This is a genomic window from Pelagivirga sediminicola, from assembly GCF_003072125.1.
Taxonomy (GTDB): domain Bacteria; phylum Pseudomonadota; class Alphaproteobacteria; order Rhodobacterales; family Rhodobacteraceae; genus Roseovarius; species Roseovarius sediminicola.
The window spans coordinates 27,650-41,903 of sequence record NZ_QCYH01000016.1 but is presented as its reverse complement, the minus strand read 5'-3'; the positions used below and the strand labels follow the sequence as shown (position 1 = coordinate 41,903).

Sequence of the window (14,254 nt, the reverse complement as noted above, 5' to 3'; positions counted from 1 at the left end):
GAAAACCTGTGCGAGCTCATCGAAATGGACCGTCAACACGCACGTTGACCTCGCTGTGGCCTACGCCGGATGCTTACCTACAGTCGCGCGCTTGCGAGGATCAAGACTTGCATAGACACAGGCCCCCAACTCCGGAAAACACCCAATCCTGAGATGAATGTCGTCCTGTAAAGTGAAACGTGAATCCTGAGGATTTCCCATAGTTTTCCACAGGTTCCTCGCTCTGAAAAGAACTTAGAACCTCTCATCGAAGGGAAGCTCTGCTATTGTGAATGCTAGGACAGACAAGCGTCTGGCCGATGACAGTTTACACCGTCACGAGCAAGTGAGAAACGCGTTTGCGCGATCAGGAATGCCATATCAACGAGAAGCTTTCCGGGGGACAAAAGGAAGGTCCGGGAGCCCGCGAGCCTGCGGTGTCCCGGACGGAACTCGACCGCCTACGCGCGGCTCTTCTGACAGTCGCGGCATTGATGAACGACAATCCCGTTTACACCCCGATCTTCGAGCGGCTTGAGCGGGAGATTGAAATAGAGACCGCCATTCAAGCTGGCCAGACCGCAGCCCAGGTCCGGGCCCGCGCTCTCTTGGCTCACAGCGCGACTGGCGCCAGCAACTCGCTCAACATCTCCAGCGAGCCGCCGTCGCCGTAGCGCTCCCGTCGCAACGAATGGCCCATAAGGTCGCGCCGGATCCGCTCATCAATGCCGGCCTCCAGCATCCGATCCTCGAAACTGTGACGCAGGCAATAAAGGCTGTGCTCAGGTGTCTCGAGCAGGTTATTGCCGCGAAGATATTTGTTCACCGTCGCACTCAGGCTCGCCGAGCCTCCCCAGTAGCGCTCAAAACCGTTCGGGAAGCCGCGCATGGCTTCAAGAGAAATGCCGATGAGTGGGATGGTCCGACGGGAGCTTTTGGTCTTTAGCTGGCGGCCAACCGGTGCGAGCGAGATATGCGGGATGTTGGCATCAAGACGGATTTCATCAGGCGTCAGCGCCGCCAGTTCGCTGGGGCGCATGCCAGTGTTGATCATAGCAAGCATGATAGCCCGCGCCTCATCGTTGAGCCGATCCAATGCCCCGGCGCGCAGGAGATGCTCCTCAATCCATGCGCGTGAAAAGGGCGGCCGTTTCTTGGCCTCACCTTCTTTGAACGCCAGCTCGGACAGGGGAAGTTTGAGACTCAATCGCTTCATTCGATTGACCGTCTTCAGAACGTCGCCAAGATGTGTGAAATCCTTGTTCGCGCTGTTGGGGGTCAGCCCTTCTGCGCAGATCCTGTCATACCAATGGTCCCGAAAATTGAGCGTGTCGTCGCCCGTGATCTCCGCGAGAGGCTTATCACCGACGATGTCCAGAAAATTCCGGATCGCCTTCTTGCGGGGATTTTTCCATCGCCGAAGCTGATCGTCACTTTTACCGAGGGTCTTGTCTTTGGCTAGCCGCCAATAAAGCTCAAGCGCGCCGGAGACCGTGATCACAGGAGCAGAGACACTTCCCAGAACGGCGGATGCAACTGATTTATCCGGCGCACCGGCGGTTTCAGGGATCGCCTCGACACGCTCCAGCAGCTCTCGCCGCGGCAACTCCGCGACTTGGGGCGCATGCAGATATCGAAAACCCTTCATCTGTGCGATGGATTGCGCCGCCGCATGGCGCTTGCTCGCCTCCTCGCTATCTCCCGCAAGGAGTGCTTCCCAAGCATCGACCTGCGCGCTCCAGATCGCGGCAGCCTTCTGCTCTGCCAAGGCCTTTGAATCAGTATTGAGGCTCACGTAGAATGACGCTCGCGGCTCGATAGCTTGGTACCGGACAGGCACACGCTTGCGCAGATGGTATGTGTTATTGCGTTTCTGTAGCTTCATCTCATACCATCCCAACTGCCCATCTGTGTGGCAAAATGTGTGGCGAAATGTTCAGCGGATCAAGAGGTGTACGTAATACTCACTGCCAGCTTGCGGGCTAATCAATTGATTTACAAGTGGAATTTAATTCTCAACTCGCAAGTTTTGGCGGAGAGACAGGGATTCGAACCCTGGGAAGGCTTGCACCCTCAACGGTTTTCGAGACCGCCCCGTTCGACCACTCCGGCACCTCTCCGCGGGGGTCTGGTGGGTGCGCTTTAGATCGGTTTTCCGAGAGGGGCAAGGGGGTTTGCCGAAAATCACGTGGCAGGGATGAATTTGATGGTTCCGCGCGCTGCCGGGCAAGGCGGGATCTGGCCGGGCGGGGCGGGGCGTGCCGATTTTCCGGGTGCCGCCGGCGGGCGGCTGGGATAGGCTGGGGCGCGAGCGGGGCATGTGACGAGGGAATGTGATGCAAGATGTGATCGGTCGGGCTTGGCGGGCGGCGGCGGCAAGAAGTGCCTCGGTGGCGGTTTTGTGCATTCTGTGGTTTTGCGGCGCCCTTGGTGCGGCAGCGCAGGAGCGCGCGGCGCCGATCGAGGCGCTTGCGCGCGCGCTTCGCGTGGCCGAGAGCGTCGAGATCATGCGCGACGAGGGGCTGGTCTATTCCGATCAGATCGCGGCGACGATGCTGCCCGATGTGGACCATGCCGCGTGGCGCGCTCAGGTGGCGCAGCTTTATGATCCGGCGCGCATGCAGGAGTTGGTCCTGCAGGGGCTGGAGCGCAGCCTGAAGGGCGCCGATCTGGCTCCGATGCTGGCCTTTTTCGAGAGCGAGGCGGGGCGCATGGCGGTGCGGGCAGAGCTGGACGCGCGGCGCGCCTTTCTGGATCCGGCGGAGGAGGAGGCTGCGCGCGCTGCAGCACAGGCCGGCGAAGCGGCGACGGACGGGCCTCAAGCGCGGCTTCTGGGCCAGATCCGGCAACTGATCGACAGTGGCGATCTGATCGAGCGGAACGTCGCGGCGGCGCTGAATGGCGACATGATGTTCTGGAGCGGCGTCATGGATGCGGGCGCGCCGGGCCCTGCAGCCGATGGCGAGGAGCTGAGCGATGTCGTGACCGCCGATCTGGAACAGACGCGCCGCGATACCGAAGAATGGATTATGGCCTTTCTGATGGCCGCGTGCGCGCCGCTGAGCCCAGAGCAGATGGACGCCTACGTGGTGTTCTTCGGCACGCAGGCGGGCCGCGATCTGAACGCGGCGCTCTTTGATGGCTATAACGGGATGTACGACCAGATGGCCTATATCCTGGGCCACATGGCGGGCAGCTGGATGGTCAGTGCGCCATTGTGATGGCGGCGCCCGCGACCGTTGACCGCCGCGCCCGCGCGGGGCGGAAAACGGGGTTGACTTGGCCGCGCGATCGCCTGATAAGCCCGCATCCCGGCAAGGGCGAGCCTTGCGTCCGGGAGTGTTTACATGACGCCAGATCTGGCGCGCTGTCCAAGGTGGCCCGCGAGGGGCCGCGAACACCCGCAAGGGGACCGGCGGACGCGGAAAAGCGAAGGAAAGACGGATGTTTGCGGTTCTTAAAACCGGAGGCAAGCAGTATCGGGTTCAGTCCGGCGATATGCTGCGTGTCGAGAAACTGGCCGCCGAAGCGGGCGAGACGGTTCAATTCAACGAGGTTCTGATGCTGGGCGGCGACAGCCCGGTCGTCGGCGCGCCCCTGATCGAGGGCGCCTGCGTTCAGGCCGAGGTCATCGACCAAATCAAGGGTGACAAGGTCATCCACTTCGTCAAGCGCCGCCGCAAGCATGGCTCGCAGCGCACCAAGGGCCACCGCCAGCAGCTGACGCTGCTGCGCGTGACCGACATCATGGACAAGGGCGCGGACAAGTCCGGCGTCAAGGCCGCGATCGGCGCAGGCTCGGTCTCGGGCGCCGCTGTCGTCTCGGACGGGCAATATGCCAAGAACAAGACCCAGCAGGCCGAGATGAAGAAGCGCGTCAGCGAAGGTCAGGCCGAAGAGAAGTCCGCCGAGAAGAAGAAGGCCGCGCCCAAGAAAGCCGCTGCTGGCGGCGACGATCTCAAGAAGCTGTCGGGCGTCGGTCCCGCGCTGGAGAAGAAGCTGCACGAGAACGGCGTGACCAGCTTTGCCCAGATCGCGGGATGGACCGAGGCGGACGTTGCTGATATGGACGAGAAACTGTCGTTCAAGGGCCGGATCGAGCGCGAAGGCTGGATCGATCAGGCCAAAGAACTGACCAAAGGTTAAGGAGAGACCAGATGGCACATAAAAAAGCAGGCGGTTCATCCCGTAACGGCCGCGACAGCGCGGGCCGTCGCCTTGGCGTCAAGAAATATGGTGGCGAATCGGTCATCCCGGGCAACATCATCATGCGCCAGCGCGGCACCAAGATGTGGCCGGGCGAAGGCGTCGGTCTGGGCAAGGATCACACGATCTATGCCACGATCGAGGGAAATGTGAAGTTTCACACCGGGCTGAAGGGACGCAAGTTCATCTCCGTCCTGCCGGTGGCCGACGCCGCCGAGTAAGCGGGGAGCATGTCGGCCGATGGGCCGACTTTTGCCCGGCCGGACAAATCAGGGGATCGGCGGTGACGCCGGTCCCCTTTTTGCCTTGAGGCGGCAGGGCGGGTGAATGCAGCCTATCACGCTGACGTGAAACCTTTTTAAACCCTCGGATGTTAACACCGGCTATCCTGAGGCTGGCGCCGCGCATCGGCTTGCGCGCCGCGATGCCGAAGGGCCTGCCACCTGCGGCGATCACCTGACTGCCCGCGCTTCTGGAAAGGAGGCTCATCATGGGTCTTGCTTATGCCGAACGCCAACCCGTGATTGCGGCCGGCGATTACGATCTGCGCCCGGTGCGCCCGTCGGACGCGGGGCTGATGACGCTTTTTACCAGCGATCTGCGCGTCGCGCAGGCGACATCGTCCATCCCGCATCCCTTGCCCCCCGGCACGACGGAGGCGTTCATCGAACGCTGCATGGCCGAGAGCCGGATCGAGGACGCATGGGCCATCGACGGCACCCGCGCCGATTGCGGCGAGCTCATGGGCGTGATCAGCCTGACGCGTCTGGATATCGGGCAGGCCGAGATCGGCTATTGGGTGGCGCCGGTGTTCTGGAATTCGGGCGTCGCCTCGGCCGCCGTCTCGGCGCTGGTTGCGGCCAACCCGCTGGGATGCCGCACCATTTTCGCCACCGTGCAACAGGACAACCCGGCATCGGCGCGCGTGCTCACCAATTCCGGCTTTGCCTATCTGGGCGACGCCGAATGCTACTGCCTTGCGCGCGGCTACACCGTGCCCACCTGGACCTACAGCCGAAAACTGGATTGAGCCGGGCCGCCCGATTGCGTATGGAAGGCGCAACAGGGCGCCGCGCGGCGGCGCGCGCATGTGCAGGGACCGGTCCATGAAATTCCTCGATCTCGCCAAGGTTTATATCCGTTCGGGCGGCGGCGGTGGCGGCTGCGTCAGTTTCCGGCGCGAGAAATACATCGAATTCGGCGGCCCCGATGGCGGCGATGGCGGCGACGGCGGCTCGGTCTATGCCGAGGCGGTGGACGGGCTGAACACGCTGATCGACTTCCGCTATCAACAGCATTTCTTCGCGCGGTCGGGCCAGCCCGGCATGGGGCGCCAGCGCACCGGCAAGGATGGCGACGATATCGTGCTGCGCGTGCCCGTCGGCACCGAGATCCTGGACGAGGACCAGGAAACCATCATCGCCGACATGACCGAGCTGGGCCAGCGGGTCGAGCTGGCGCGCGGCGGCAATGGCGGCTTTGGCAACCTGCATTTCAAATCCTCCACCAACCAGGCCCCGCGCCGCGCCAATCCGGGGCAGGAGGGGGTGGAGCGCACGATCTGGCTGCGCCTGAAACTGATCGCGGATGTGGGCCTGCTGGGTCTGCCGAACGCGGGCAAGTCCACCTTTCTGGCCGCCACCTCCAACGCGCGGCCCAAGATCGCCGACTATCCCTTTACCACGCTGCATCCCAATCTGGGCGTGGTTGGCGTCGACAATGTGGAATTCGTCGTGGCCGACATTCCCGGCCTGATCGACGGCGCGAGCGAGGGCAGGGGCCTTGGCGATCTTTTCCTTGGCCATGTGGAGCGCTGCGCGGTTCTGCTGCATCTGGTCGATGGCACGTCGCAGACGATTGCCGAGGATTACCAGACCATCATCACCGAGATCGAGGCCTATGACGGCCCGCTCGGCGACAAGCCGCGCCTGACGGTCCTGAACAAGATCGACGCGCTGGATGCGGACGCGCTGGCCGAGGCGAAGGCCGCGCTGGAGGCGGCCTCCGGCGGGCCGGTGATGACGATGTCGGGTGTCGCGGGCGACGGGGTCACGGACGTTCTGCGCGCGCTGCGCGCCGAGATTGACGATGACCGCCTGCGCCATCGCAAGGCCAGCGACGAAGAGCCCGCGCCGTGGCAACCCTGAGCGACGCGAAACGGCTGGTCGTCAAGATCGGCTCGGCCCTTCTGGTGGATCGGGAGACCGGCGCGCTGCGGGCCGAATGGCTGGAGGGGCTGGCCGATGACGTGGCGCGGCTGCGCGCGCGGGGCACGGACGTGGTTCTGGTCTCGTCCGGCTCCATCGCGCTGGGGCGCGGCACGCTTGGCCTGCCCGGCGGGACATTGACGCTGGAGCAAAGCCAGGCCGCCGCCGCCGTCGGCCAGATCCGGCTGGCGGGCGCCTATGATGCGGCTCTGGCCGCGCGCGGGCTGATCTCGGCGCAGGTTCTGCTGACGCTGGAGGACAGCGCGGACCGGCGCCGCTATCTCAACACCCGCGCGACGCTGGAACAGCTCTTGCGCCTTGGTGCGGTGCCGATCGTGAACGAGAATGACACCGTCGCCACCGACGAGATCCGCTATGGCGACAATGACCGCCTTGCCGCGCAGGTCGCCGTGACGGCGGGCGCCGATCAGCTGATCCTGCTGAGCGATATCGACGGCTTTTATTCGGGCAATCCCGCGCAGGACGCAGGCGCGCGCCGTTTCGACACCGTTGACGCCATCACCCCCGAGATCGAGGCGATGGCGGGCGATGCCGGATCGGGCCTCAGCAAGGGCGGCATGAAGACCAAGCTGATGGCGGCGAAGGCCGCGATGGCCGCGGGCTGCGACATGGCCATCACCGATGGTTTCGTGATCCGCCCGCTGGCCGCGCTGGAGCAGGGCGCGCCTGCCACATGGTTTGTCGCGCAGGGCACGCCGCAGCAGCGCCGCAAGGCGTGGATCGGCAGCATGAAGCCGCGGGGCCGGCTGCATGTCGATGCCGGGGCCGCGCGCGCCATGGGCGGCGGCAGCAGCCTGTTGCCCGCGGGCGTCACCGCGGTCGAGGGCGATTTCGGGCGCGGCGACGCGGTTGCCATCATCGGCCCGGACGGCGCGCAGTTGGGTCTTGGCCTCACCCGATATGATGCGCATGATGCGGGGCGCACCTGCGGGCTGCGCTCGGATGCCATTGCCGAGGCTTTGGGCTATCCTGCGCGCGCGGCGCTGATTCACCGCGACGACATGGCGTTCTGACGCCCCGACACCGATTTGCGGCAAGGAGCCGATCCGATGACCGAACCCCAAGACATTCCCGCCCTGATGGCCCGCATGGGCGCCTGCGCCCGCGCCGCGGCGACCGAGCTGGCCGTGACCGACACGGACCGCAAGGATACCGCCCTGCGCAGCGCCGCCGACGCGGTCTGGGCACGCCGCGCCGCGATCATCGAATCCAATGCCAAGGACGTGGCGGCGGCGCGCGAAAAGGGGCTGAGCGATGCCATGCTGGACCGGCTGATGCTGGACGAGGGGCGCGTGCGCGCCATCGCGGACGGTTTGCGCAACGTGGCCGATCAGCCCGATCCGGTGGGCAAGGTTCTGGCCGAATGGGACCAGCCGAGCGGCATCCATATCCGCCGCGTCAGCACGCCCCTCGGCGTGATCGGCGTCATCTACGAGAGCCGCCCGAACGTGACGGCCGATGCCGGCGCGCTCTGTCTGAAGGCGGGCAATGCCGTGATCCTGCGCGGCGGCTCGGAGAGCTATCACAGCTCGCGCGCGATCCATGCCTGTCTCAAGCAGGGTCTGCGCGAGGCCGGTCTGCCCGAAGAGGCGATCCAGCTGGTGCCGACGCGCGACCGCGCCGCCGTCAGCGAGATGCTGACCATGACCGGCAGCATCGACGTGATCGTGCCGCGCGGCGGCAAGGCACTGGTCGGGCTGGTCCAGCGCGAGGCGCGCGTGCCCGTTTTCGCGCATCTGGAAGGGGTCGTGCATGTCTATGTCGATGCCGCCGCCGATGCGCAAAAGGCGATGCGCGTGGTGCTGAACGCCAAGACGCGCCGCACCGGCATTTGCGGGGCCGCCGAATGTCTGCTCATTCACCGCGATCTGGTGGGCGGTCTGGGCAATGACCTGATCCGCGCGCTCATCGCCGAGGGCGTGGAGGTGCGCGCGGACGAGACGTTGTCGGCCATCGACGGCACCGTGCCCGCGCGCGAGGAGGATTGGGGGCATGAATATCTCGACAGCATCATCGCCGCACGCGTGGTGGGGGATCTGGGCCTTGCCATCGGGCATATCGAGCAATACGGCTCGCACCATACCGATTGCATCATCAGCGAGGATCCGGCCGCGGTGCAGGCGTTTTTTGCGCAGGTCGACAGCGCCATCCTGATGCACAACACGTCAACGCAATTCGCCGATGGCGGCGAATTCGGCATGGGCGCCGAGATCGGCATCGCCACCGGTAAGCTGCATGCGCGCGGGCCGGTGGGGGCGGCGCAGCTGACCAGCTTCAAGTATCTGGTGACGGGCGACGGCGCCGTGCGCGCCTGATCCGCGCGCCTTTCGCCTCAGAACTCCAGCGCGGCCTCATCGGCGCCAAGCGACAGCTCGGCGCGGCGCCCCATCTGCGACAGAAGATCCGGCAGAAGCGCGAATTGCACCTGCGCGGCGGGCAGGGTGTCCACATCGCCCGGCGCATCACCGGTCAGCCACGCCCAATGGGCCTCCTGCGGGGCCAGCCGACCGCCGGTGGCGGCGACGCGCAGCCGCGCCTCGCTTCCGGTGATCGTCACCGTGCCGCCGAAGGGCGCGGCCTGCTCGGCGCAGAGTATCGCCAGAAACGCCGCCTGCGCCATGCGCCGCGGCAGTGGGCCCTCCACCTGCCAGTCGCAGTGCATCTTGGCGGTGTAGACATCGCCGAGGATGGCACGGATCTCGCGCGCGGTCATGCTTTGCGCCTCGCTCGACAGGCCGAACGCCACGCGGAAAAACCGCAGCCGCGCATTGGCATTGGCCGCGCTGTCGGCCACCAGCGCCAGTTCCGGCCCGTCCGGCACCCCGGCAAGACCGAGCAGCTCCAGCCCGTTCGAAATGGCGCCGACCGGGCTGATCAGGTCATGACAGATGCGCGAGCCTATCAGCGCGCCCAGATTGCGGTTAAGATGGGTCATCGGATTCCTTTCGGCAAAGGCGCATGGATGAGCGATTTCGCAGCATTTCTTGAACCCGGCATGCGGGTCGAGGCACCGAGCCGCCCCGAATGGGGCGTCGGCCAGGTGCAATCGAATGTGGCAGGCAAGGTCACGGTGAATTTCCCCGATGCGGGCAAGGTGGTGATAGACGCCAGCCGCGTTGCGCTGCTGCCGGTTCTTGATCCGTGATGTTGGTTACCAAATGATTAACCCCGGCGAGAATTGGCAGGTGAATTATCCTGCGCAGATCAACCTAAAGCGTTTTGCGAAAAACCTGAATCACTGATTTTCGCGAAACGCCCGTGACATATCAGCGTTGCGCGCGTATCGCCCTTATCTGATGTCTCAGGATAAAGGCGAAACGCTTTAGGCGGTAGCGAGAGGCGCGGCGGAGGTCACGCATTGATTGGCGGCAATGTTGCCATCGTGCCGCACCGCCCGTAGAAGGCGGGAAACCGCATGTCGCCCGAGGACAGAATGAAAACGCGCGCGGCCCGAAGCGGCCCCCTTCCGGAATTCGAGGTCACGTTGGCGGACGGCCCTGCCGATCTGCGCGCGGCGCAGCGTCTGCGATACCGCGTCTTCGTGGCCGAACTGGGCGGCAGCGGCGAGATGGTCGATCATGCCGCGGGCATCGAGGCGGACCGGTTCGATCAATGGTTCGATCATCTGCTGCTGCGCGATCGCGCCCTGCCGGGACCGCCCGAGGCGCAGGTGATCGGCGTCTACCGCCTGTTGCCGCAGGGGCGGGCGGCATTGGCCGGGCAGTTCTATTCCGAGGATGAATATGATCTGGCCCCGCTGCGCGCGTCCGGCCGGCGCCTGCTGGAGATGGGGCGCTCGTGCATTGATGCGCGGTATCGGGGCGGCGACGCGCTGTTGCACCTGTGGCAGGGGCTGGCGCGGTATGTTGCCGAGGACGGCGCCGAGGTGCTGTTCGGCGTGGCCAGCTTTCGCGGGACCGATCCCGCCGCGCTGGCGGCGCCGCTGTCGCTGCTGCATCACCGGCATCTGGCGCCGCCGGGTCTGCGCGCGCGGTCGCTGCAATACCAGCCGATGGACTTGATCCCCGAAGAGACGCTGGACCGACGCGCCGCGATGCTGCAGGTGCCGCCGCTGATCAAGGCCTATCTGCGCCTTGGCGGCCATGTGGGCGACGGCGCGTTCATCGACCGTCCCTTCAACACGACGGACGTCTGCCTGATCCTCGACACGGCGCGGCTGAGCGCGGCGCATCGCGCGATCTATGCCCCGGCGGGCGGCGCGTGAGCGTGCCGGACTGGCCGCGGCCCGATATGGCAACGCCGCCGCCCGGTGCGATGGGCCGCGCCCGGATCGCGTGGCGCGCGGCGCTGCTGCTGGCCGTTCTGGTCTGCCTGCTGCCCCTTTTGCTGCTGGTGCGCCTCGTCGAGCGGCCGCTGGCGGGCGCGCGCCGCCCGGTTTCGGGCTATGTCGTGCAGGGCTTCTTTCGCGCGTGTCTGGCCATTCTCGGGCTGCGCCTGACGCTGCGGGGCACGCCCATGCGGCAGGCGGGCGCGGTGGTGGCCAATCATTCCTCGTGGCTGGATATATTCGTGCTGAATGCGCGCCACCGCATTGTTTTCGTGTCCAAATCCGAGGTATCAGGCTGGCCCGTCATCGGCTTTCTGGCGCGGGCGGCGGGCACGCTCTTCATCCGGCGGGACGCGCGCGAGGCGCAGGCGCAGACCGCCGCGCTGAAGGCGCGCCTGCTGGCGGGCCAGCAACTGGTCTTCTTTCCCGAGGGCACATCGACGGACGGGCTGCGCGTGCTGCGGTTCAAGCCGACATTGTTTCAGGCGTTCCTGTCGCCTGAGCTGAAGCCGATCATGCATGTGCAGCCCGTGACGGTCATCTATCACGCGCCGAAGGGACGCGATCCAGCGTTCTACGGTTGGTTCGGGGACATGGATTTCGCGCCGCACGCCGCCGCCGTCTTCGCCGCGCCGCGCGCGGGGCGGGTCGAGCTGATCTATCATGCGCCGCTCTACGTGGCCGATTTCGCGGACCGCAAGGCGCTGGCGGCCGAGGCGGAGCGGATCGTGCGCGGCGCGATGCCGCCCGCCCGGCAAGGTCTGCCGGGGTAGGCGATGCTTCCTAGCGCATCGCGCCGATGAGATCGCCAAGGGCGGCGGCGGGATCGTCCCGCGTCCAGATCTCCTCGCCAATGGCGAAAAAATCGGTCGCGGGTGCCAGCGCCTTGACGATGCTTTCGTCCAGCGCGCCTTCGGCGACGACGGGCAGCTCGATCATCTCGCTCCACCATTGGAACAGCTCCGGCTCGGCCTGGGTGCCGTCACCGAGCGCCGAGGCGCCCAGCGGGCCGAACGCGACGTAATCTGCCCCGGCCTCGCCCGCATTCATCCCCTCGTGGCGCGAGCCGGCGCAGAAGGCGCCGACGATCGCATCGGGCCCCAGCACCTTGCGCGCCTTGCGCACCGAGCGGGCGCCATCGCCCAGATGCACGCCGTCAAGGCCCAGACGCTCGGCCAGGGCGATGTGGCTGGCGATGACGATCGCCACGTCGCGCGCATGGCAGATCTCGCGGCAGGCATCGGCGGCGCGCAGGATGCGGTCCTCGTCATGGGTGGCCAGCGACACGCGCAGGCACGCCACCGCGTGACTGTCCAGCACCGACGATAGCTGCGCCTGAAACTGGCTCAACTCGAATTCCGGCGGGGTGATCAGGTAGATCTGCGGCTGCTCCTGGTCGCTCATTTTGGCGCTCCTTCGTCTGGCGTGTCGCCGCTATAGCGCAGCTTTTCGGGCGGCGCCACAGGTGGCAGGTTGCGGGAGCCTCCGTCGGGGATATTTGGCGCAAGAAGAATTGGCAGGGCATGCGCGGGCGGGCCGGGGGGTTTTCAAGGGCGCGGGGCCGGGGTATGCCCGCGCCAAGCGAAAGGTCAGGGCCCATGCCAAGCGACAGACCCCAGCCGGCCTTCGTGCTGGTGCGCCCCCAGATGGGCGAGAATATCGGCGCGGCGGCGCGCGCGATGTGGAATTTCGGCCTTGACCGGATGCGCGTCGTGGCGCCGCGCGACGGCTGGCCCAGTGGCAGCGCGGTGGCGATGGCCAGCGGCGCCGGGCGCCTTCTGGACGAGGCGCAGCTGCTTGGCGATCTGCCCGCCGCGCTGGGGGATTGCCATTATGTCTATGCCACCACCGCGCGGGGGCGCGAGCTGACCAAGCCGATCTTCAGCCCGGAGGAGGCGATGCGCGACGCGGCGCGGCGGATCGGCGAGGGGCAGAAAGTGGCCGTCATGTTCGGCCCCGAGCGCGCCGGGCTGGAGAATGACGACGTGGTGCGCGCCAGCGCGATCATCACCGTCCCGGTCAACCCGCAGTTCCCCAGCCTCAACCTTGCGCAATGCGTTCTCTTGACGGCCTACGAATGGCGCCGGGCGGCGGATGCGGTGCCCGAGGGGCACGTGCACATGCACAACACCCAATGGGCCGATCAGGTCGAGATCGAGGCGCTGGCCGCGCATTACGATGCGCAGATGCAGGAGGCCGGGTTCTTCTATCCCGATCACAAGGCGGCCAACATGCGCCAGACCTTGCGCAACTTCTGGTCGCGGATGCCGCTGACGCAGGCGGACACGCGGCTGTTGCACGGTATTCTGCGGCAGATGGTCCGCTGGAAGGATCGCGGCGGCGGCGGCGCTTGAAGGGGCAGGGCGCGCGCACTACCGTGCAGCGGGCCGAAACAGCAGGAGCAGGGCGCATGAGGCAGAAGCGCAGCATTTTTCAGGAGGTGGACACGCCCGAGGCCGGCCGTGTCAAGCCCGCGGGCGGCATGATCGATGCCGGGCGGCGCGGCGCGCGGCGCGGGATCCGGCTGTGGCTGATGGTGCTCTTCGCGCTGGTGGTGGTGATGATCGCCGTCGGCGGCCTGACGCGGCTGACCGACAGTGGCCTGTCGATCACCGAATGGCGCCCGCTGACCGGCGCGCTGCCGCCGCTGAACGCCGCCGATTGGCAGGCCGAGTTCGAGCGGTATCAGGCGATCCCGCAGTTCAGCGCACAGCACAGCTGGATGGGGCTTGAGGATTTCAAGGTCATCTACTGGTGGGAATGGGGCCACCGGCAGCTGGGCCGCGTGATCGGGCTGGTCTGGGCCATCGGGTTTTTCGGTTTTCTGGCAGCGCGCCAGATCCCGGCGGGCTGGACCGGGCGGCTGCTGCTGCTGGGGGTGCTGGGCGGGCTTCAGGGGGCGGTCGGCTGGTGGATGGTTCATTCCGGCCTTGGCGGCGATCGCACCGCCGTGGCGTCCTATCGCCTGGCCACGCATCTGGGGCTGGCCTTCGTGATCCTGGGCTTCATTGCGTGGTACATGATGCTGCTGGCGCGGCCCGAGCGCGAGCTGATGCAGGCCCGCCGCGCCCGCGAGGCGCGGCTTTTCGGGATCGGCACGGGGTGGCTGCATTTTGCCTTTCTGCAGATACTCATCGGTGCGCTTGTCGCCGGTATCGACGCCGGGCGCAGCTATGCCGAATGGCCGCTGATGGGCGGCGGGCTATGGCCGCCGCAGATGATGGTGATCGAGCCGTGGTGGCGCAATTTCTTCGAGAATGCCGGCACGGTGCAGTTCATCCACCGCATGACGGGCTATGCGCTGCTGGCGTTTTCGGTGATGGCGCTGTTGCGCGGGCGGCGCAGCGCCTATGTGGCCACCCGGTCCGCGTTCACTGTGGCCTTCGCCGCGGTTCTCGCGCAGGTTGTTCTGGGGATCGTGACCGTCCTGCTGGCGGCGCCGTGGCACGTGGCGATCCTGCACCAGTTCCTGGCGGTGATCGTCTGGGTGCTGATCCTGCGGGCGCGCCTGCATGCCGGGTATCCGCCGGCGCAATCGGTAAGGGGCACGTAA

General features: G+C 66.2%; 15 protein-coding genes and 1 tRNA gene. 12 read left to right on the top strand and 4 right to left on the bottom strand.

Translation table 11 applies throughout. The features are described from left to right. Nucleotides 1-592: 592 nt before the first annotated feature. Nucleotides 593-1,864, bottom strand: a complete 1,272-nt coding sequence (locus DC366_RS17215; protein WP_108693435.1) for a site-specific integrase — start codon at nt 1,862-1,864, stop codon at nt 593-595. A gap of 145 nt (nt 1,865-2,009) precedes the next feature. Further along, nucleotides 2,010-2,099 (bottom strand) — tRNA-Ser (locus tag DC366_RS17210). Nucleotides 2,100-2,315: 216 nt separating this feature from the next. Here DC366_RS17210 and DC366_RS17205 point away from each other — a divergent pair. The 7 genes from DC366_RS17205 (at nt 2,316) to DC366_RS17175 (ending at nt 8,728) form a co-directional block, all read left to right on the top strand. Beyond that, entirely contained in the window at nt 2,316-3,200 is an 885-nt protein-coding gene (locus tag DC366_RS17205) for a DUF2059 domain-containing protein (protein WP_108693434.1), read from the top strand. 223 nt (nt 3,201-3,423) lie between these two features. After that, nucleotides 3,424-4,125, top strand: a complete 702-nt coding sequence (locus DC366_RS17200; protein WP_108693433.1) for a 50S ribosomal protein L21 — start codon at nt 3,424-3,426, stop codon at nt 4,123-4,125. 11 nt (nt 4,126-4,136) lie between these two features. After that, nucleotides 4,137-4,406 carry a 50S ribosomal protein L27 gene (gene rpmA / locus DC366_RS17195; RefSeq protein ID WP_108693432.1) on the top strand — a complete coding sequence of 90 codons (270 nt, stop codon included), beginning with the start codon at nt 4,137-4,139 and terminating at the stop codon, nt 4,404-4,406. Nucleotides 4,407-4,675: 269 nt separating this feature from the next. Continuing rightward, nucleotides 4,676-5,215: a GNAT family N-acetyltransferase gene (locus DC366_RS17190; protein ID WP_108693431.1), complete on the top strand. Its 540-nt coding sequence runs from the start codon at nt 4,676-4,678 to the stop codon at nt 5,213-5,215. Between the two features lie 76 nt (nt 5,216-5,291). Next, nucleotides 5,292-6,332: a GTPase ObgE gene (obgE, locus tag DC366_RS17185; protein WP_108693430.1), complete on the top strand. Its 1,041-nt coding sequence runs from the start codon at nt 5,292-5,294 to the stop codon at nt 6,330-6,332. Beyond that, entirely contained in the window at nt 6,320-7,426 is a 1,107-nt protein-coding gene (proB, locus tag DC366_RS17180; RefSeq protein ID WP_108693429.1) for a glutamate 5-kinase, read from the top strand. The genes obgE and proB overlap by 13 nt, the downstream gene beginning before the upstream one ends. Before the next feature lie 36 nt (nt 7,427-7,462). Then, complete coding sequence (locus tag DC366_RS17175) at nt 7,463-8,728, top strand: glutamate-5-semialdehyde dehydrogenase (RefSeq protein WP_108693428.1); 1,266 nt, start codon at nt 7,463-7,465, stop codon at nt 8,726-8,728. 17 nt (nt 8,729-8,745) lie between these two features. Here the strand turns inward: DC366_RS17175 and DC366_RS17170 are convergent, their stop codons facing one another. After that, complete coding sequence (locus DC366_RS17170; protein WP_108693427.1) at nt 8,746-9,348, bottom strand: histidine phosphotransferase family protein; 603 nt, start codon at nt 9,346-9,348, stop codon at nt 8,746-8,748. Between the two features lie 27 nt (nt 9,349-9,375). Here DC366_RS17170 and DC366_RS17165 point away from each other — a divergent pair, with 27 nt between their 5' ends. The 3 genes from DC366_RS17165 to olsA all read left to right on the top strand — a co-directional run bounded on the left by DC366_RS17165 (nt 9,376) and on the right by olsA (nt 11,474). Then, nucleotides 9,376-9,558 (top strand): DUF3553 domain-containing protein, encoded by a 183-nt coding sequence (locus DC366_RS17165; protein WP_108693426.1) that lies wholly within the window; start codon nt 9,376-9,378, stop codon nt 9,556-9,558. Nucleotides 9,559-9,846: 288 nt separating this feature from the next. After that, nucleotides 9,847-10,638 carry an L-ornithine N(alpha)-acyltransferase gene (gene olsB / locus DC366_RS17160; RefSeq protein WP_108693425.1) on the top strand — a complete coding sequence of 264 codons (792 nt, stop codon included), beginning with the start codon at nt 9,847-9,849 and terminating at the stop codon, nt 10,636-10,638. A gap of 2 nt (nt 10,639-10,640) precedes the next feature. Next, the gene (gene olsA, locus DC366_RS17155; protein ID WP_439331667.1) at nt 10,641-11,474 is read left to right on the top strand and encodes a lyso-ornithine lipid O-acyltransferase; all 834 of its coding nucleotides are present in this window, start codon (nt 10,641-10,643) and stop codon (nt 11,472-11,474) included. Between the two features lie 10 nt (nt 11,475-11,484). On the opposite strand, the gene DC366_RS17150 is transcribed toward olsA, so the two are convergent. Further along, complete coding sequence (locus DC366_RS17150; RefSeq protein WP_108693424.1) at nt 11,485-12,105, bottom strand: thiamine phosphate synthase; 621 nt, start codon at nt 12,103-12,105, stop codon at nt 11,485-11,487. Nucleotides 12,106-12,299: 194 nt separating this feature from the next. Here DC366_RS17150 and DC366_RS17145 point away from each other — a divergent pair, with 194 nt between their 5' ends. Next, nucleotides 12,300-13,055: an RNA methyltransferase gene (locus DC366_RS17145; protein ID WP_108693423.1), complete on the top strand. Its 756-nt coding sequence runs from the start codon at nt 12,300-12,302 to the stop codon at nt 13,053-13,055. Nucleotides 13,056-13,111: 56 nt separating this feature from the next. Further along, the gene (gene ctaA, locus DC366_RS17140; RefSeq protein WP_108693422.1) at nt 13,112-14,254 is read left to right on the top strand and encodes a heme A synthase; all 1,143 of its coding nucleotides are present in this window, start codon (nt 13,112-13,114) and stop codon (nt 14,252-14,254) included.

Excerpts from the sequence above, each read along its gene's own strand:
- DC366_RS17215 (WP_108693435.1), bottom strand. The coding sequence starts at position 1,864 with ATGAAGCTACAGAAACGCAATAACACATACCATCTGCGCAAGCGTGTG.
- olsB (WP_108693425.1), top strand. The coding sequence starts at position 9,847 with ATGAAAACGCGCGCGGCCCGAAGCGGCCCCCTTCCGGAATTCGAGGTC.
- rpmA (WP_108693432.1), top strand. The coding sequence starts at position 4,137 with ATGGCACATAAAAAAGCAGGCGGTTCATCCCGTAACGGCCGCGACAGC.
- DC366_RS17205 (WP_108693434.1), top strand. The coding sequence starts at position 2,316 with ATGCAAGATGTGATCGGTCGGGCTTGGCGGGCGGCGGCGGCAAGAAGT.
- ctaA (WP_108693422.1), top strand. The coding sequence starts at position 13,112 with ATGAGGCAGAAGCGCAGCATTTTTCAGGAGGTGGACACGCCCGAGGCC.
- DC366_RS17170 (WP_108693427.1), bottom strand. The coding sequence starts at position 9,348 with ATGACCCATCTTAACCGCAATCTGGGCGCGCTGATAGGCTCGCGCATC.
- obgE (WP_108693430.1), top strand. The coding sequence starts at position 5,292 with ATGAAATTCCTCGATCTCGCCAAGGTTTATATCCGTTCGGGCGGCGGC.
- DC366_RS17145 (WP_108693423.1), top strand. The coding sequence starts at position 12,300 with ATGCCAAGCGACAGACCCCAGCCGGCCTTCGTGCTGGTGCGCCCCCAG.
- DC366_RS17165 (WP_108693426.1), top strand. The coding sequence starts at position 9,376 with ATGAGCGATTTCGCAGCATTTCTTGAACCCGGCATGCGGGTCGAGGCA.
- DC366_RS17150 (WP_108693424.1), bottom strand. The coding sequence starts at position 12,105 with ATGAGCGACCAGGAGCAGCCGCAGATCTACCTGATCACCCCGCCGGAA.
- DC366_RS17190 (WP_108693431.1), top strand. The coding sequence starts at position 4,676 with ATGGGTCTTGCTTATGCCGAACGCCAACCCGTGATTGCGGCCGGCGAT.
- DC366_RS17175 (WP_108693428.1), top strand. The coding sequence starts at position 7,463 with ATGACCGAACCCCAAGACATTCCCGCCCTGATGGCCCGCATGGGCGCC.
- DC366_RS17200 (WP_108693433.1), top strand. The coding sequence starts at position 3,424 with ATGTTTGCGGTTCTTAAAACCGGAGGCAAGCAGTATCGGGTTCAGTCC.